General features: G+C 65.9%; 14 protein-coding genes. 10 read left to right on the top strand and 4 right to left on the bottom strand.

Annotated elements, in window-relative coordinates; genetic code table 11:
* Nucleotides 1–39: 39 nt before the first annotated feature.
* Entirely contained in the window at nucleotides 40–1227 is a 1188-nt protein-coding gene (locus DFR45_RS12485) for an isovaleryl-CoA dehydrogenase (RefSeq protein WP_114484077.1), read from the top strand.
* A 134-nt stretch (nucleotides 1228–1361) separates the two neighbouring features.
* Here DFR45_RS12485 and DFR45_RS12490 read toward each other — a convergent pair whose 3' ends face one another.
* On the bottom strand, nucleotides 1362–2255 hold the full coding sequence (locus DFR45_RS12490) for a LysR family transcriptional regulator (protein ID WP_114484078.1): 894 nt from the start codon (nucleotides 2253–2255) through the stop codon (nucleotides 1362–1364).
* Between the two features lie 98 nt (nucleotides 2256–2353).
* Between DFR45_RS12490 and DFR45_RS12495 the strand changes: the two genes are divergently transcribed.
* The 6 genes from DFR45_RS12495 (at nucleotide 2354) to erpA (ending at nucleotide 11002) form a co-directional block, all read left to right on the top strand.
* Nucleotides 2354–3904 carry an NADH-quinone oxidoreductase subunit L gene (locus tag DFR45_RS12495; RefSeq protein WP_277752690.1) on the top strand — a complete coding sequence of 517 codons (1551 nt, stop codon included), beginning with the start codon at nucleotides 2354–2356 and terminating at the stop codon, nucleotides 3902–3904.
* Entirely contained in the window at nucleotides 3901–6435 is a 2535-nt protein-coding gene (locus DFR45_RS12500; protein ID WP_114484080.1) for a YbcC family protein, read from the top strand. Before DFR45_RS12495 ends, DFR45_RS12500 begins: the two co-directional genes overlap by 4 nt.
* A 143-nt stretch (nucleotides 6436–6578) precedes the next feature.
* On the top strand, nucleotides 6579–7241 hold the full coding sequence (gene can / locus DFR45_RS12505; RefSeq protein WP_114484081.1) for a carbonate dehydratase: 663 nt from the start codon (nucleotides 6579–6581) through the stop codon (nucleotides 7239–7241).
* 112 nt (nucleotides 7242–7353) lie between these two features.
* Nucleotides 7354–9165: a bifunctional isocitrate dehydrogenase kinase/phosphatase gene (gene aceK, locus DFR45_RS12510; protein ID WP_114484082.1), complete on the top strand. Its 1812-nt coding sequence runs from the start codon at nucleotides 7354–7356 to the stop codon at nucleotides 9163–9165.
* A gap of 59 nt (nucleotides 9166–9224) precedes the next feature.
* On the top strand, nucleotides 9225–10418 hold the full coding sequence (locus tag DFR45_RS12515; protein ID WP_114484083.1) for an acetyl-CoA C-acyltransferase: 1194 nt from the start codon (nucleotides 9225–9227) through the stop codon (nucleotides 10416–10418).
* A gap of 218 nt (nucleotides 10419–10636) precedes the next feature.
* Nucleotides 10637–11002, top strand: coding sequence for an iron-sulfur cluster insertion protein ErpA (gene erpA / locus DFR45_RS12520; RefSeq protein ID WP_114484084.1), 366 nt, complete (start codon nucleotides 10637–10639; stop codon nucleotides 11000–11002).
* Nucleotides 11003–11041: 39 nt separating this feature from the next.
* Here erpA and DFR45_RS12525 read toward each other — a convergent pair whose 3' ends face one another.
* Together DFR45_RS12525 and DFR45_RS12530 are read right to left on the bottom strand one after the other, a co-directional pair.
* Nucleotides 11042–12163, bottom strand: a complete 1122-nt coding sequence (locus DFR45_RS12525; protein WP_114484085.1) for an anhydro-N-acetylmuramic acid kinase — start codon at nucleotides 12161–12163, stop codon at nucleotides 11042–11044.
* A 72-nt stretch (nucleotides 12164–12235) separates the two neighbouring features.
* Complete coding sequence (locus DFR45_RS12530; RefSeq protein WP_114484086.1) at nucleotides 12236–13594, bottom strand: M23 family metallopeptidase; 1359 nt, start codon at nucleotides 13592–13594, stop codon at nucleotides 12236–12238.
* 241 nt (nucleotides 13595–13835) lie between these two features.
* Between DFR45_RS12530 and tyrS the strand changes: the two genes are divergently transcribed.
* From tyrS to DFR45_RS12545, 3 genes are read left to right on the top strand one after another with little or no spacing between them, the layout of a single operon-like run.
* Nucleotides 13836–15068, top strand: a complete 1233-nt coding sequence (tyrS, locus tag DFR45_RS12535) for a tyrosine--tRNA ligase (protein ID WP_114484087.1) — start codon at nucleotides 13836–13838, stop codon at nucleotides 15066–15068.
* A gap of 23 nt (nucleotides 15069–15091) precedes the next feature.
* Nucleotides 15092–16534 carry a bifunctional UDP-N-acetylglucosamine diphosphorylase/glucosamine-1-phosphate N-acetyltransferase GlmU gene (glmU, locus tag DFR45_RS12540; RefSeq protein WP_114484088.1) on the top strand — a complete coding sequence of 481 codons (1443 nt, stop codon included), beginning with the start codon at nucleotides 15092–15094 and terminating at the stop codon, nucleotides 16532–16534.
* 2 nt (nucleotides 16535–16536) lie between these two features.
* Nucleotides 16537–17460 (top strand): sensor histidine kinase, encoded by a 924-nt coding sequence (locus tag DFR45_RS12545; protein WP_241659448.1) that lies wholly within the window; start codon nucleotides 16537–16539, stop codon nucleotides 17458–17460.
* 29 nt (nucleotides 17461–17489) lie between these two features.
* Here the strand turns inward: DFR45_RS12545 and DFR45_RS12550 are convergent, their stop codons facing one another.
* Nucleotides 17490–18542, bottom strand: a complete 1053-nt coding sequence (locus DFR45_RS12550) for a sensor domain-containing diguanylate cyclase (RefSeq protein ID WP_241659449.1) — start codon at nucleotides 18540–18542, stop codon at nucleotides 17490–17492.
* Nucleotide 18543 lies beyond the last annotated feature (1 nt).

Here is an 18543-nt window from a genome sequence, read left to right on the forward strand (position 1 = left end):
TTTCCCTTTTTGCCTTTGATTTTTGCAAGGACTTTTGCCATGAGCACCACCCACCTCCCCGGCCTCGACTTCCAGCTCGGCGCAGACATCGACGCGCTGCGCCACGCCGTGCGCAGCTTTGCGCAGGCCGAGATCGCGCCGCGCGCCGCGCAGATCGACCGCAGCGACCAGTTCCCCATGGACTTGTGGCCCAAGCTCGGCGCGCTGGGTGTGCTCGGCATCACCGTGGCCGAGGAATACGGCGGCACGCAGATGGGCTACCTCGCGCACATGGTGGCCATGGAGGAAATCTCGCGCGCGAGCGCCTCGGTAGGCCTGAGCTATGGCGCGCACAGCAACCTGTGCGTGAACCAGATCCACCGCAACGGCACCGCGGAGCAAAAGCAGAAATACCTGCCCAAGCTGGTCTCGGGCGAGCACGTGGGTGCGCTCGCCATGAGCGAGCCCGGCGCGGGCTCGGACGTCATGGGCATGAAGCTGCGCGCCGAAGACAAGGGCGGCTACTACCTGCTCAACGGCAGCAAGATGTGGATCACCAACGGCCCCGACGCCGACACGCTCGTGGTCTATGCCAAGACCGCGCCCGAACTCGGGCCGCGCGGCGTCACGGCATTCCTGATCGAAAAGGGCATGAAGGGCTTTTCCGTGGCGCAAAAGCTCGACAAGCTCGGCATGCGCGGCAGCCACACGGGCGAGCTCGTGTTCGAAAACGTCGAAGTGCCCGCGGCCAACGTGCTCGGCGGCGTGAACAACGGCGCCAAGGTGCTCATGAGCGGCCTGGACTACGAGCGCGCCGTGCTCACGGGCGGCCCGCTCGGCATCATGCAGGCGGTGATGGACAACGTGATCCCCTACATCCACGAGCGCAAGCAGTTCGGCCAGAGCATCGGCGAATTCCAGCTCATCCAGGGCAAGGTGGCCGACATGTACACCGTGCTGCAGGCCGCGCGCTCGTTCGCCTACACCGTGGCCAAGAACCTCGACCTGCTGGGCACAGACCACGTGCGCCAGGTGCGCAAGGACTGCGCGAGCGTGATCCTCTGGTGCGCCGAAAAAGCCACCTGGATGGCCGGCGAGGGCGTGCAGATCTTCGGCGGTAACGGCTACATCAACGACTACCCGCTCGGCCGCCTGTGGCGCGATGCCAAGCTCTACGAGATCGGCGCGGGCACGAGCGAAATCCGCCGCATGCTGATCGGGCGCGAGCTGTTTGCCGAAACCTGCTGATCCCAAAACCGCGGCGGGCAGTGTTCAATCTGCCCGGAATCCACATCCGGGCAGTTGTTGGCCCTCATATCGGGGGGTGAGGCGCGCCAGCCATTACCGCGCTGCCGCGCGGCACACAATGCAGCGCGCGCCCATCAGGGCGTGGTCGTGGCGCGCGCCAATAGGTCTTCAAGCACGTCGATGCGGTGCTTTTGCGGCGTGGTGATGGCGTAAAAGCGCTCTTGCAGCGCGTCCGAATGACCCACGACGACCAGTTGCCTGGCACGCAACTCGTCTTGTACGACCACTTCCGGCAGTACGGTCAACCAGCCGCTGTCGCGGGCGATCAGCCGCAGCATCGCCATGTCGTCCACTTCTGCGCGTAGTTTGGGGCTTACTGCTGCCGCGGTGCATAGCGCATCGAATTGCCCGCGCAACGCATGGCGCGGGCCCGGCAGAGCGATGTCCAGGCCATCGAGGTCTTGGGGAATGCGCAGACTCTGCGGCGCCCACCGATCGGCGGGCCCCACCAGCGAAATCGCCTGGCTGCCCAGGAAGCGGCAGTGCAGCAGACGGTCGGGCTCCGAGGGCACGGTTTCATTGGCCAAAACCACGTCGAGTTGATGATGCAGCAACCGCTGCAGCAGGTTTTCGAGCAAGCCGGACTCCAGTGTGAGCATCACGCTCGGGTTTGCCAACACGGGTCGTAACCAGTTTTCCTGGTAATTGCGCGACATCGTCGCCACGCTGCCCACCCTCAGGCGCGCGACTCCCGCCGAACGACCTTGCAGACGTCCGAGCATTTCCTGCCCAAGACCGAAGATGCCGTCGGCATACGCCAGCACCAGCCGACCGGCGTCCGTCAGGGTCAAGCGACGCCCCACCCGCGCGAAAAGAGGTTCTCCCAGCCGTTCCTCGAGCAAGCGAATCTGGGTTGAAACCGCGGATTGCGAAGTGTGCAGTTCCTCGGCAGCTCGGGTCAGGTGTTCGAGCTTGGCGACGCGCCAAAAGTAATAAAGGTGATGAAAGTTGAGTTGCCCGAGTTCCATTGTTCTTTTTTGAGTATCAAAAGGTATGAATCAATGTAATTTACATAATTTTTGAACGCTGGGAACATCGCTCCTCATCGATTTTTGAGGACGTACAAGTGCCGGTTCCTGAAATTTCTCATCATGCTTTTGCTCTCGTGCCCATGGCTTCGATGGCCGTCATGGCTGCCTTGACGCGTGTGGGTGCGTGGTCTGCGCCGCGCTTGTGGCGGGTGTTTCAAGTTTTGTCGTTGATGGGGCTGGCCGCCGCCGGCGTGGCCCTGATCGAGGCGGGCCCGCCGATGCACTGGGTGGGTGTGCTGCATGCGACCCCCCTGGGCCTGTTGCTGGCGTTGTTGGTGCAGCTTTTGGGGACGGTGATTGGCGCCTTTTCTTCACGCTATTTGCAGGGGGAAGGCAATCAGCGCCATTACATGGGTGCGTTGAGTGCGGTGTTGGCCAGTGTGCAATTGCTCCTCGTGGCCGATCACTGGTTGTTGCTCATCGGGGTGTGGGCGATGGTTGGTGCCGCCCTGGAGCAGCTTTTGTGTTTTTACAGGGACCGACCTTTCGCCCTGCTCGCTGCGCACAAAAAGCGTTTTGCCGATCGGATCGCTGACGTCCTGCTCCTAGGCGCGGCCGCGCTCGCCTGGGCGCAGGTCGGCAGCGGTTCTCTCTCGGCACTGTGGACGCATGTGCAGCTGCATGGGCACTCCTTGTCCTTGCAAACCAGCGCCGTGTTACTGGCGCTGGCAGTGATGTTGCGTACCGCCTCGTTGCCGGTGCATGGCTGGTTGATTCAGGTGATGGAGGCCCCCACACCCGTCTCTGCATTACTGCATGCCGGTGTGGTCAATCTGGGTGGCTTTGTGCTGATCCGCTTCGCGCCGTTGTTGCAGCAAGCCAGCGCAGCGCGTGCAGTGCTGCTGGCGGTCGGTCTGGCAACGGCCCTGCTCGCAGGCATGGTGATGCTCACGCGCATCAGCATCAAGGTGCGTCTGGCCTGGTCCACCGTTGCGCAGATGGGCTTCATGCTGGTCGAATGTGCGCTGGGTCTGTACACATTGGCGGCGCTGCATTTGATCGGCCATTCGCTCTACAAGGCGCACGCTTTCCTGTCGGCATCCTCGGTCGTGCGCGAAACACGTTGGCAAGACATGCGCCCAACCTTGGCATGGAGTGGCGCAAGTTTGGTGTTGGCTCCGCTGCTGTCCACAGCGATGGTCTTGTCGGTACGGTATTTGACGGGCTCTGCCAGTTGGCCGTGGTGGTGGAGTTGGGTGCTGGGGCTGGCTTGGGCGCCGTTGCTTTGGTTGCCCGCCAACGGGTTCGAGCGCAGCGCGCACTTGTGGTTCGGACTTGTGGCCATCGTGGGGCTGGCCGCAGCGGCCATGCTCGCGCATTCCCTGCCTTTAGGCCTGCACGATTTTCCAGACCCTTTGCTGGGCAGGATCGCGCTGGTGGGGATGGCGACGCTCTACGTGATGCAGGCGCTGCTGCAAAGGCGGCCGCGCTGGCTCGCAGCTTGGCGCCGCTGGAGCTATGCGGGCTTTTATCTGGACGAAACCTACACCCGCTTGACCTTGCTGGTATGGCCTACGCGCTGGACGCCGGCGAAGGATGCCGGCGCACAACCGGTTGATTTGTTCGCACCTGGGAGAAATTCATGAGCGATACCTTGACCATACATGCGCAGCCAAAGGCGGCCCATGCAACGTGCACCGTCTCTGAGCGGGAGGCGCGGAATGCCGAAATCGAGCGGGCGTGCGATGACGCCTGTCGGAGGATTGCCCCGGCATGGCCGCTGGATCGCGCCATAGCGGTCAATCCGCACTGGGGACGCATAGGCATGCCGTTGCGCCGGGTCGCAGCGCGTATGGCCGTGCTCGGTGGAATACACGTTTTTCCCCCGCGGCACTACCAACTGCACGCTTGGCGCAGCGGCCGCATTTCACCCCACGATCTGAATGAGACGCTGCAGCGACTTCCCGCAGCGCAGAGCGAAGGCCTCACGGTCGAGCAATGTGTCTATGCCCTGCAGTCGCAGGGCCTGCCGGCGCAGCTGCCGCTGTTGATCGATGTGCTCGACAACGACCCTCATCGCCACATGCGGCTGTCCTGGAGGCAAGCCATCACGCACCAGGTGAGCCAGACTTGCGCAGCCTATTTTGACCGGCATCTGGCCAACTGGCAGCCCGAGCGCGAACAGGGTCTGTATGCCTTTTGGCGCGACAACATGCGGCACGACCATGGCATCGGTCTGCTCATGGGCTTGCCGCACCTAGTGCAAGCGATCAATGCGTTGCCGGCTGTGGCGCAAGATGCCGAACGTTGGGTGATAGAGCGTTTGGGGCTGCCGCCCGCCGTGTGGGCTGACTACTTGGAAGCGGTGTTGCTGACCGTCAACGGTTGGGCCTCGTGGTGCGCCTACCTCGGGTGGCAGGCAGGTTTGGCTGGCCGCAAGGATGCGCACTTGCGCGAGTTGCTGGCGATCCGTCTGGCCTGGGGCGTATTGCTTCTGGAGTGCAAAGACGATGACGCAACCCAAGGCGCATTTACGGCTTTGCAGCAGGCATGGCGCCAGGCTCCGGCCGTATTGCAGGAGGCGGAGCGCGCCTTGCTGATCGATGAGGTCTGGCAACTGGCCCTGGAGCATGGCTATCAGCAAAAACTGGCGCAGCGTCTGGCCTGGGCGAGTGTGCGTGGCGTGCCACCTTCAGAAGTAGAAGTTCAAGCGGTTTTCTGCATCGATGTTCGCAGCGAACCCCTGCGCCGGACCTTGGAAGCCGTCTGGCCTGGGATTCAAACTTTCGGCTTTGCGGGCTTTTTTGGCTTGCCCGTGGCATATACCCCTTTGGGTACCGAAGCCCGTCGCCCACAACTGCCAGGTCTGCTCGAACCGAGTATGGAGGTGACGGACTGCATCGTGAGCGCGGATGCGCCCGGTGGCCCCGCACAAGAAGCGCTACAGAGCGCAGCCGCCCGTTCCAGGCAAACGCGACTGGCGCTGGAAGACCAGTGGCTTGCGGCCAGTCGATGGCCGGGCGCGGCTTTTTTGTCCGTGGAGGCGGTGGGGTTGGGCTATCTCGGCAAACTTGGGAATTGGCTGCTGCCGAGCACTCGACAACGCCCCAGAGACGATCTCCACGGTCTGCCCGGACGTTACCGTCCGGTTTGCCGCCCCCAGTTGCTCGGGTTGGACCTCGATGCGAAAGTCGCAACCGCGGCCCGGGTATTGCGTGCGATGGGCTTGACGCAGCACTGGGCGGCGCTGGTACTCCTCGTCGGGCACGGCAGCCAGTCTGTCAACAATGCCCATGCGGCAGCATTGGACTGCGGCGCCTGCTGCGGTCAGAGCGGAGAGGTTAACGCGCGCATTCTGGCGCAGATGCTCAACGATGCTGAAGTCCGGCAGGGGCTGCAATCGCACGGGCTGAATATCCCTGCGGCTACCGTGTTCGTCGCGGCATTGCACAACACCACGACGGATGAAGTCGAATGGTTCGATCTAGACCTATTGCCGCCGATTGCGGCGGCACGGTGGCAACGGCTGCAAACGGCGTTTGCCCAGGCATGCGATCAGGTGCGCCGCGAACGCGCGCCTGCGCTTGAGTTGAATCCGCGGCAAGGCTACGAAGCTTTACTGCGGCAACTGCGCCGCCGGGCCAACGACGGCGCGCAGACACGGCCCGAATGGGGGCTTGCAGGGAACGCCGCGTTTGTGATCGCACCGCGGTGGCGCAGCCGTGGCGTGGTATTGGGCGGGCGCTGCTTTTTGCACGAATACGATGCCAGCCAGGACGCAGACGGCAGCATCTTGGAGCAATTGATGACGGCACCCATGCTGGTGACGCATTGGATCAACTGGCAATACCATGCTTCCACCTGTGATCCCCTGCGGATGGGCAGCGGGAACAAGCTGCTGCATAACGTAGTGGGTGGTCATCTCGGGGTTTTCGAGGGCAACGGCGGCGATCTGCGAATCGGCCTTGCGCACCAGTCCATACACGACGGCAAGGACTACAGACACGAGCCTTTGCGACTGACAGTGATCATCGACGCGCCGCGCACCACCATCGCGGCGGTGATCCACAAGCACACGGTGGTCCGGCAACTCGTGGACAACGGCTGGCTGCACCTCTGGCGCTTCGCACAAACGGGCCTGGAGCGCTACCAGCAGGAAGAATGGGCCTCGGTGTAATGCTGCGCGGTGCGTGCCCCGAGGTTCTGGCAGCGCTGCGCATTTGGGCCATGCCAAATTTCTGACGCGCCTTCTTGGCGTCAGACGGGTCTCTTTCGAAACCTGCTAACTTCGCGGGCTTTGCCACCACGACGGAACCCTTCATGACCACTGCCTCGATCGAAGAGCTTTTCGCCAACAACCGCGCCTGGGCGGCGCGCATGGAGCACGAGCGGCCGGGCTTTTTCACGCGCCTGCTCGCGCAGCAGCAGCCCAGGTTCATGTGGATAGGCTGCTCCGACAGCCGCGTGCCCGCGAACCAGATCGCGGGGCTGGAGCCAGGCGAGGTGTTCGTGCACCGCAACGTCGCCAACGTGGTGGTGCACACCGACCTGAACTGCCTCTCGACCGTGCAGTACGCGGTCGATCAGCTGCGCGTGGAGCACCTCATGGTGGTGGGGCACTACGGCTGCGGCGGCGTGCGCGCGGCGCTCGACAGCACGCGCGTGGGACTGGCCGACAACTGGCTGCGCCACGTGCAGGACGTGCGCGACCGCCACCGCGACATGCTCGAAATGCTCCCCGCCGAGTGGCGCTACGACGCGCTGTGCGAGCTCAACGCGATCACCCAGGTGCTGCACCTCGCGCAGACCACGGTGCTGCTCGACGCCTGGGCGCGCGGCCAGAAAGTCACGTTGCACGGCTGGTGCTATGGCCTCAAGGACGGCCTGATCCACAACCTGCACATGACCGTCGATGGCCCCCAAGGGCTGGATACGAGCTACCGCGCCGCCGTCACGCGCGTGGCCGCCAAGCGGCGCACCTGAACGCGCGCCGCCGCAGCAGCGCCGCGCATGCGGCTGCGGCACAGGCTGGGTACGCAAGCCTTGCGGGGCAAGCCGCTATGCTTGCAGGTCAGCACTTCCCACCACGCACGCCATGTTTCCGCAGCGTCTCGACTCCCCGCAGGCCTATGGCATCGCCAAGGCCATGATGGACGGCTTCAACCGCCACTACCGCCTCTTTCGCGCCGAATCGGCGCGCGCCAAGCACCGCTTCGAGACGGCCGACTGGCACGCGCAGCAGCGCGCGCAGCGTGAACGCATCGAGTTTTACGACCTGCGCGTGCGCGAATGCGTGCACCGGCTCGAAAAAGAGTTTCACGCGAGCCGCCAGCCCATGGACGTGTGGCAGCAGGTCAAGCTGCACTACATCGGCCTGCTCGTGAACCACCACCAGCCCGAGCTGGCCGAGACCTTTTTCAATTCAGTCACGTGCAAGATCCTGCACCGCACGCATTTCCACAACGACTTCATCTTCGTGCGCCCGGCCGTCAGCACCGAATACATAGAAAACGACGAGCCCGAGGCGCTGCCGACCTACCGCGCCTACTACCCCGCGCCGGGCCAGCTGCACGACACCTTGCTGCGCATCATCGAGGACTTCGGCCTGCAGCGCCCTTTCGTCGATCTGCGCCGCGACACGGGCTACGTTCTTGCGGCCATGCAGCAGCGCCTGGCCAACGTCACGCTGCGCGCCAACTTCCAGCTGCAGGTGCTCAGCGGCCTTTTTTACCGCAACAAGGGCGCCTACGTGGTCGGCAAGATCATCAACGGCTACCTCGAGATTCCGTTCGCGCTGCCGCTGTTGCACGACGAGCGCGATGCCGCCGGACGGCTCGTGATCGACACGGTGCTGTTCGGCGAGGACGACTTGCAGATGCTGTTCAGCTTTGCGCGCGCCTACTTCATGGTCGATATGGAAGTGCCCAGCGCCTACGTGCAGTTTCTGCGCAGCCTTATGCCGCGCAAGCCGCGCGCCGAGATCTACAACGCGCTGGGCCTGGCCAAGCAGGGCAAGACGCTTTTCTACCGCGACTTTCTCTACCACCTCAAGCATTCGAGCGACAAGTTCCGCATCGCGCCCGGCATCAAGGGCATGGTCATGCTGGTGTTCGACCTGCCGAGCTTTCCCTACGTGTTCAAAGTCATCAAGGACTATTACCCGCCGCAGAAAGACACCACGCGCGAGCAGATCAAGGCCAAGTACCAGCTCGTCAAGCAGCACGACCGCGTGGGCCGCATGGCCGACACGCTCGAATACAGCGAGGTCGCGTTCCCGCGCGAGCGCTTCACCGACGAGCTCATCGCCGAGATCGAGCGCTTCGCCCCGAGCCAGCTCGAGATCAGCGACCGCGACGGCGACGGCCGCCAGGAAGTCATCATCAAGCACCTGTATATCGAGCGACGCATGATCCCGCTCAACATCTACCTGCAGGAAGCCTTCGACACGGGCTTGCAAGACGCGCGCGTGCGCCAGCAGATGGAGCACGCGGTGATCGACTACGGCAACGCCATCAAAGACCTCGTGGCCGCCAACATCTTTCCCGGCGACATGCTGTGGAAAAATTTTGGTGTCACACGCAACGGCAAAGTCGTGTTCTACGATTACGACGAGATCGAATACCTCACCGACTGCAACTTCCGCCGCGTGCCCACGCCGCGCAACGAAGAGGAGGAGATGAGTGGCGAAGTCTGGTACAGCGTCGGCCCGCACGACGTGTTCCCCGAGACCTTCGGGCCTTTTTTGCTCGGCAACGACGCGGTGCGCGAAGTCTTCTTGCGCCACCACGCAGATTTGCTCGACGTGGCGTTCTGGCAGTCGCACAAAGAGCGCATCCAGGCCGGGCACGTCTATGATGTTTTCCCCTACGACCCCGAGCGGCGCTTTTGCCACTTGCACGCGGCCTAAATAGCCTGTGCGCGGCGCTTCGCCCCGCATCACCGCTTTTTCATCCACAGGAGCTTTCCATGACTGCATCCCTTCAAGACCCCGTCGTCATCGTCGGCGCCGCGCGCACGCCCATGGGCGCGCTGCAGGGCGACTTTGCCAGCCTCGCCGCGCACGACCTGGGCGGCGCCGCGATCCGCGCCGCCGTCGAGCGCGCGGGCGTGGCGCCGAGCGCCGTCGGCGAAGTGCTGTTCGGCAACTGCCTCATGGCCGGCCAGGGCCAGGCCCCGGCGCGCCAGGCCGCGTTCAAGGGCGGCCTGCCCAAAGAAACCGGCGCCGTCACGCTGTCCAAGATGTGCGGCTCGGGCATGAAGGCCGTGATGTTCGCGCACGACATGCTGCTCGCGGGCACGCACGAGGTCATGGTCGCCGGTGGCATGGAGAGCATGACCGGCGCGCCCTACCTGCTGCAAAAGGCGCGCAGCGGCTACCGCATCGGCCACGACCGCATCTTCGACCACATGATGCTCGACGGCCTCGAAGACGCTTACGAGCCTGGCCGCGCCATGGGCACCTTTGGTGAGGACTGCGCGGCCAAGTACCAGTTCACGCGCGCCCAGCAGGACGCCTACGCCACCGAGAGCGTGCAACGCGCCAAGGCCGCGACCGCATCGGGCGCTTTTGCGGCCGAGATCGTGCCCGTCACCGTGAAAGACCGCAGCGGCGAGCGCGTGGTCAGCACCGACGAGGGCCCGGGCAAAATCAAGCTCGAAAAAATCCCCACGCTCAAGCCCGCGTTCAAGAAAGACGGCACCATCACCGCGGCTTCGAGCTCCAGCATCAACGACGGCGCGGCCGCGCTCGTGCTGATGCGCCAATCGACGGCGCAAAAGCTCGGTTGCAAGCCGCTCGCGCGCATCGTGAGCCACGCCACGCACGCGCAGGCGCCCGAGTGGTTCACCACCGCCCCCGTCGATGCCTCGCGCAAGGCGCTCGCCAAGGCCGGCTGGAGCGTGCAGGACGTGGAGCTGTGGGAGGTCAACGAGGCCTTTGCCGTCGTGCCCATGGCGCTCATGAAGGAGCTCGGCGTGGCGCACGACATCCTCAACGTCAACGGCGGCGCCTGCGCGCTCGGCCACCCTATCGGCGCGAGCGGTGCGCGCATCATGGTCACGCTGCTGTACGCGCTGCAGGCGCGCGGCAAGAAGCGCGGCCTCGCCACGCTGTGCATAGGCGGCGGCGAAGCCACGGCCGTGACGCTCGAGCTGGTCTGACGAAGCGCTCCTTGATGAATAGCTGCTTGCGCCCATGCAGCGGGCGCAAGTGGCTCTTTTGCCTTGGGTTTTCAGCCTATTTCCGTAGGGGCATGCTCGCTGCGGAAATAGGCTCTTGCACAAAGCCCCCACTGCGCAGCACGGCAAACACCCGCGGGCCTGAATTCCCGACAAATTTGAAGTAGTATTTCGCGCAAACCCTGACATTGGAGAGTTTCATGAGCGCCGTAGCCGAAAACATCAGCACCGAAATGCCCGCCCCCATCAACTTCACCGACAGCGCAGCGGCCAAGGTCGCAGAACTGATCGCCGAAGAAGGCAACCCTGATCTGAAATTGCGCGTGTTCGTGCAAGGCGGGGGCTGCTCGGGCTTCCAATACGGATTCACCTTCGACGAGGTCGTGAACGAGGACGACACCACCATGGTCAAGAACGGCGTCACCTTGCTGATCGACGCCATGAGCTACCAGTACCTGGTCGGCGCCGAAATCGACTACAAAGAAGACCTGCAGGGCGCGCAGTTCGTGATCCGCAACCCCAACGCCACGTCCACCTGCGGCTGCGGGTCGAGCTTTTCCGTTTGAACTTTGCGGTCGGATGGTGACCGGCCCAGGCCCGATCCTTCAGGCCGGGTAGATCGCACCGAGCACACGGGCGCCGCGGGCGCCCGTGACGCTTGGCAGACTGCCCGGCTCGCCGCGCAGTGCCTGGCGCGCGAGCCAGGCAAAGGCCGCGGCCTCGACCTGCTGCGCCGGCAGGCCGAGCGCGTCGGTGGGCTGCACCGCGTGCTGCGGCAGCCGGCGCTGCAGGCGTTGCAAAAGGTCGGCGTTGTACGCGCCGCCGCCGCACACGGCGAGCAGTTTGCTATTTCTACCATAGCGCAAAGCGCTTTCTGCACAAGCGCTGGCGGTCAATTCAGCCAAGGTTGCCTGCACGTCTTCGGGCGCGGGCGGCGCATGTTCGGCCAGGTAGGCGCGCAGCCGCTCGGCCAGCCACGCGGCGTTGAACAGGTCGCGTCCAGTGCTCTTGGGCGGCGAAGCATGGAAAAACGGCTCCTGTTGCAGCGTCGCGAGCAATGCGGGCAGCACCTGACCGCGCGCGGCCCAGGCGCCCTGCGCGTCGTAGGGCTGGCCGGTGTGCTGCTGGCACCAGTGGTCGAGCAGCATGTTGCCGGGGCCGCAGTCGAAGCCCAGCACGCTGCCGTCGGCGCGCAGCACGCTAAGGTTGGCGATGCCGCCGAGGTTGAGCACGAGCACGGTCTCGCCCGCGCGCCCGAACACCTGCCGGTGGAACGCGGGCACCAGCGGCGCACCCTGCCCGCCCGCGGCGAGGTCGCGGCTGCGAAAGTCCGCCACCACGGTGATGCCGCAAAGCTCGGCGAGCAGCGCCGGGTTGCCGAGTTGCAGCGTGTAGCCCGTGCCGTCGAATGCGAGCGGGCGGTGGCGCACGGTCTGCCCATGCGCGCCGAGCGCACGCACCGCCGCGGGGCGCGCGCCGCTCGCGGCCAGCAACTGCTGCACCACCTGTGCATAGCTGCGCGCGATGGCGTTGCCGGCGAGCGCGGCCTGGTGCAGCTCATCGTGCGCGGGGTGGTGCAGCGCGAGCAACTGCGCTTTCAATTCAGGAGCTAGTGGCGCAGACGCGGCGGCCACTACAGCCATTTTTTGCTCTGAAAAATCGACGAGCACGCCGTCCACGCCGTCGAGCGAGGTGCCCGACATCAGGCCGATGTAAAGCTCGGACATGGGCGATGGGCGATGGGCGGAAGGCGGCTTGGCGGCGCAGCTGCCGGCGGTGCGCCGGCGCATGGCGCGGGATTATTCCGCGCGCGCCTGCTGCACGCGCGCGGCGGCGTCGAGCTCGACGCGCATGTTGCGGGCGAGGCGCTCGAACGCGGGGCGCGCGGCGGCGGACACCGGCGCGGCAGCGGCGCTCGCCTGCGCCATGATCTGCGGGTCTTGCTGCTTGCCATCGACGCGGAATTCGAAATGCAGGTGCGGCCCCGTGGCCCAGCCCGTCGCGCCCACCGCGCCTATGGTCTGGCCCTGCTCCACGCTCTGGCCCTTGCGCACGTCGATGCGGCTCAGGTGCGCATAGACCGTGACATGGGCCTTGTCGTGCTGTACGAAGATGACGTTGCCGTAGCCGTTTTGCACACCTGCGAATGCGACCACGCCGTTGCCCACGGTGCGCACCGGCGTGCCCGTGGGCGCGGCGAAGTCGGTGCCCAGGTGCGCGCGCCATTGCTGCAGGATGGGGTGAAAGCGCATCGCAAAACCGCTAGAGACGCGCGAAAACGCCACGGGCGCGGCGAGGAAGGCCTTGCGCAGGCTCTGGCCGTCGAGCGTGTAGTAGGCGCCTTTGCTCGCGCCCGGCTCTTGGAACCAGACGGCCTGGTGCGTCTTGCCGTTGTTGAGGAACTCGGCGCTGAGCACGCGGCCGCTGCGCAGCGGCTCGCCGTCGGCTTCGAGCACTTCATAGACCAGAGAAAAGCGGTCGCCACGGCGCAGCGCGCGGCGAAAATCGATGTTGGCACCGAAGATTTCGGCCAGCTGCACAGCCACGGCGTCCGGGATGCCCGCGGCGTCGGTGGCCGCGAACAGCGAGCTCTGGATGATGCCGCCCGCAAGGCGCGTTTGCGCGACCAGCGGTGCGCTTTCGACGCGCGCCGTGAAGCGCTCGGCCTCACGCTCGACCACCAGGCGCTGGAAGGTGTTGCTGTCGTCGGGCGCCCAGCGCACGGTGAGTTTGCGCAAGCGGTGGTCGTCGGTGGTTTCGACCGACACCAGGCGCCCGGCACGCCCGAGCAGGTGCTGGCGCGCCGCATCGTTGCTGCGCAAGAACGCCGCCGCACCCGGGTCGGCAACGCCCAGGCGCTGCAGCAGCGACTCGGCGGTGTCGCTGCTGCGCGTGAGCTCGGAGCGATAGAGCGAAAAGCCCGGCGCTTCGAGCGCATCAAGAGGCGCGCCGTCGGCCAGCGAGGCGACGGGGTAGCTGATCTGCCGCACGGGCAGGTCGGCCGCATCGGGCCCGAAAGCCGCCACGGCAAACGCGCCGCCAGCACCCGTGAGCAGCAGGGCTGCGACGGCGGCGGTGATGCGGCGGGGGTGTTTTTGTGCGCTGCGTGACAGTTGCGCTATCAATGCCTTGCTGGCAGTGGTCAAACCGTGAATCAAGATCTATCCCCAAACTGCAAGGGCTGCCGGGCCCGGGCGCCGGCGCCATGCCAGCGCTGCGAGGGCAGCCATCCAAGCGCGCAGCCGAGAGGGCCGCGCAAGCAAAACACCATGAACCCCCGCGCCGCGCGGCCGAGGCTTCGTCGAAAAGGGTAGGCGGGGCAGCACTAAAATCCACCGCCACCCCCAAAGTGGGCCGGAGTATAGCGACGCCTGTCGCGCCGGCATCCCTGAAAACCCTATGAATCCTTCCGCCGTTACAAAATACCCCGTGACCGATGCCGTGCGGCACGCGCTCGAAGTCACTTTGCGCGGGGCCGAAGAGCTGCTGCCGCAGGACGCCTGGGTGCAAAAATTGGCGCGCTCTGAAGCCACGGGCAAGCCGCTGCGCATCAAGTTGGGGCTGGATCCGACCGCGCCCGACATTCACATCGGCCACACCGTGGTGCTCAACAAGATGCGCCAGTTGCAGGATCTGGGCCACCAGGTGATCTTTCTGATCGGCGACTTCACGAGCCTGATCGGCGACCCTTCGGGGCGCAACAGCACGCGCCCGCCGCTCACGCCCGAGCAGATCAAGACCAACGCCGAAACCTATTACCGCCAGGCCAGCCTGGTGCTGGACCCCGCGCGCACCGAGATCCGCTACAACAGCGAGTGGAGCGAGCCGCTGGGCGCGCGCGGCATGATCGAGCTCGCGGCCAAATACACCGTGGCGCGCATGATGGAGCGCGACGACTTCCATAAGCGCTTCACCACGGGCCAGCCCATCAGCGTGCACGAATTCCTCTACCCGCTGATGCAGGGCTATGACTCGGTCGCGCTCAGGAGCGACCTCGAACTCGGCGGCACCGACCAGAAGTTCAACCTGCTCATGGGCCGGCACCTGCAGCAGGAATACGGCCAGGAGCCGCAGTGCATCCTGACCATGCCGCTGCTCGAAGGGCTGGACGGCGTCGAGAAGATGTCCAAGTCCAAGAACAACTACATTGGCATCACCGAAGACGCCAACACCATGTTCGCCAAGGTCATGAGCATCTCGGACACGCTGATGTGGCGCTGGTTCACGCTGCTGTCGTTCCGCTCGCTCGCCGAGATCGAGCAGCTCCAGCAGGAAGTCGCTGCCGGGCGCAATCCGCGCGACGTGAAGGTGCTGCTGGCCAAGGAGATCACGGCACGCTTTCATTCGCCGCAGGCGGCCGATGCGGCCGAGCAGGATTTCGTGCTGCGCAGCAAGGGCGGCGTGCCCGAGCACATCCCCGAGGTGCTGCTCACGGGCGCGCCGCTGGGCATAGGCGCGCTGCTCAAGCAGGCGCAGCTCGCGCCCTCGACGAGCGAGGCGAACCGCCTCATCGATGGCGGCGGCGTGCGCGTCGATGGCCAGGTGGTCAGCGACAAGGGCCTCAAGCTCCCGGCGGGCAGCTATGTGGTGCAGGTGGGCAAGCGCAAGTTCGCGCGCGTGACTTTGACCTGACCTTACAGCGGGAAGGGAAAGCGATGACAGCGCTCGACATCGTCGTCATGGCGGCCGGCAAGGGCACGCGCATGAAAAGCCGCATCCCCAAGGTCTTGCAGCGCCTCGCGGGGCGTGCGCTGCTGCTGCACGTGCTCGGCCAGGCGGCGCGGCTCGCACCGCGGCGCGTGGTCGTGGTGACGGGGCACGGCGCTCCTGAAGTAGAAGCTGCTTGCGCCCGTGCCATGAGCCTTGAGGGCTATTTTGACCATCATTTCGAGCTGCACTGCGTGCGCCAGGAGCCGCAGCTCGGCACGGGCCACGCGGTGCAGCAGGCGGTGCCCATGCTCGCCGACGACGGCCTCGCGCTCGTGCTCTCGGGCGACGTGCCGCTCACGCAGGCCGACACCCTGCGCGCGCTCGTCGCCGCGGCGCAGGGCGAGCGGCTCGCATTGCTCACCGTCAAGCTGCCCGACCCCACGGGCTACGGCCGCATCGTGCGCGCGGGCGACGGCAGCGTGCAGCGCATCGTCGAGCACAAAGACGCGAACGCCGCCGAGCGCGCGCTGAGCGAGGTTTACAGCGGCATCATGGCCGTGCCCGCACGCCTGCTCAAAGGCTGGCTCGCGCTTCTGTCGAACGACAACGCGCAGGGCGAGTATTACCTCACCGACGTGGTCGCCATGGCCGTGCGCGAGGGCGTGCCCGTGGTCGCGCACTGCATCGACGACGCGCTGCAGGTCGCGGGCGTGAACAGTCCCGCGCAGCTCGCGGCGCTCGAGCGCGCGCACCAGGCGCGCCAGGCGCAGGCGCTGATGGAGCAGGGCGTGCGCCTGGCCGATCCGGCGCGTTTCGACTTGCGCGACGACGCGCGCGATGGCACGCGCGCCGAACTGCGCTGCGCGCAGGACGTGGAGATCGACGTGGGCTGCATCTTCACGGGCCGCGTGGAGCTCGGCGAAGGTGTGCAGATCGGCGCGCACTGCCACATCAGCAATGCGCGCATCGCCGCGGGCGCGGTGATCCACCCCTACACCCACATCGCCGGCGAGCAGCCCGGCGTGGAGGTCGGCCCGGCGGCTTCGGTCGGCCCGTTCGCGCGCCTGCGCCCGGGCGCGCAGCTCGGGCCGCAGGTGCACATCGGCAACTTCGTCGAGGTCAAAAACAGCACGCTGGCCGAAGGCGCCAAGGCCAACCACCTCGCCTACCTCGGCGACGCCAGCGTGGGCGCGCGCGTCAACTACGGCGCCGGCAGCATCACCGCGAACTACGACGGCGCCAACAAGCACCGCACCGTGCTCGAAGCCGACGTGCACGTGGGCAGCAACTGCGTGCTCGTCGCGCCCGTGACGGTGGGCGCGGGCGCCACCGTGGGCGGCGGCTCGACCATCACCAAGGACGTGCCCGCGGGTGCGCTCAGCGTGGCGCGCGGCAAGCAGGTCAACATCCCCGGCTGGCAGCGGCCGGCCAAGCAAGACAAGGCCTGACCATGCCTGACCTGCCCTGCGGCGCCAGCGCCAGCGACATGGCGCAGACGGTGGATGACGGCCCGGCCGCCTCGGCCGACAGCACCGACAGCACCGACAGCACCGACAGCACCGACAGCACCGATGTGACAGCACTGCGCGCCGCGCTCGCGCAATGCCAGCAGCACAACGCGGCGCTCGCAGCCGCGCAGGAGGAGTTCCTGCGCGCCGTCGCGCACGACCTGCGCGCGCCGCTGCGCCACGTCACGGCCTACGGCGAGCTCGTGCGCGAGCTGCTCAGCGAATTGCTTGACGCAGCGCCAATGCAGCCCGCTCTGGCCGACGGGCAGCAGCAGACCGTGCAAGAAGCGCTCGACTTTCTCGCGACCATGGCGCAGTCGGCGCAGCGCATGGGGCGCATGCTCGACGGCTTGCTGGCGCTCTCGCGCGCGGGCCGCGCGCCGCTCGCATGCGCGCCGGTCGCATTCGCGCCGCTGCTCGCCGAAGTGCGCGCCCAGCTTGCGCCCGAAGCAGCCGGGCGCACCGTCGAATGGCAGATCGCCCCCGACCTGCCCGTGCTGTGGGCCGATGCCGCGCTGCTGCGTGACGTGCTGCGCGAGCTGCTCGGCAATGCGCTCAAGTTCACGCGCGGGCGCGCCGTGGCGCGCATCGCCGTGCGCAGCGCGGGAGAGGAAGGCGGCGATGCCGTGCTGCTCGTCGAAGACAACGGCGTGGGCTTTGATCCCGCGCGCGCGGGCGCTTTGTTCGGCGTGTTCCAGCGCCTGCACCGCGAAGAGGACTTCCCCGGCGTGGGTGCGGGCCTTGCGCTGTGCCGCGCCATCGCCGAGCGCCATGGCGCGCGTATCACCATCACGGCCGCGCCCGACGCGGGCTGCACCGTGCGCCTGGTCTGGCCACGCGCCCATGGCCACGTCGCAACACGCTGAGCCAGACGCCGGCGCGGGGCCGCGCAGTGTCAGCCGATGGGGATGCGCACCGCCACGGGTGCGTGGGCAACCCCATTGCGGCCATTCTTTTTGACCTCGTACAGCGCACCATCCGCGGCGGCCATCCAGGCGCGCAAGTCGCTGTGACCTGCCTCAGCGCAGGCCACACCCACGCTGCAGCTCAGGCGCAAATCGGGCAGATCGCGTAGACGCAAGTCCTGCACCTGCGCGCGGATGCGCTGCGCAACGGGTAAAGACTCATCGAGCGTCATCCCCGTCAGCAGCACGGTGAACTCATCGCCGCCGTAGCGGCTCGCACAGTCGGTGACCCGTACATTTTTGCGTACCACCTGGGCAAACCTGCGGAGGACTTCATCGCCTACGTTGTGGCCGTAGGTGTCGTTGATGGGCTTGAAGTGGTCGATGTCCAGCATCAGCACACACGCCGACACTGCATGCGCACGGTAAGTGCGCAGCGCCTTCTCCGCCTGCTCTTCCCAATGGCTGCGACCATGAAGACCTGTGAGCGCATCGACGCGGCGCAACCCATCGAGCTCCTGGTTTTGCCGCGTCACCTTACGAATCAGGCGGTGGCTGCTCAGGCTCGACGAGAGCGTATGCACGAGGAGCATGGGCAGGCACGCAAGGATCACGTGCATGGAGCTTTCGGGCGCCCAATGGAAGCCGAACAGCGCAATGCCCACGAGCACACCGGCGGCGATGCTCAGCAAAGAGACAGCCCACAAGCCGCGAATGCCCGAGGCGATGCGATCCATCATGGTGAGCGTGACCACGAGCACGCTGGGCAGCACGTTGAAGTGCATCAGCGGCAGCACCATGCCCACGAAAAAGGCGTCGAGCACCAGGTTGTGCGTTTCGGTGCGGTAGGGATGGGTACTCAGGCGCGCACGCAAGAAAGCCAAGTGCGGCCAGACGTAGCACATGAAAACCATGTAGCCCCACGCCCACGCCGAGGCCTGGCGCTCCCAGAGCACCGTGCCCACGGCCAAGCCGCCCAGCCCCATACCCAAGACGCGCAAGGGATAGATGAGGCGAAAAAAGTGCTGCTGAGACGGATGCACG

Source organism: Extensimonas vulgaris, from assembly GCF_003337425.1.
Lineage (GTDB): Bacteria > Pseudomonadota > Gammaproteobacteria > Burkholderiales > Burkholderiaceae_C > Extensimonas > Extensimonas vulgaris.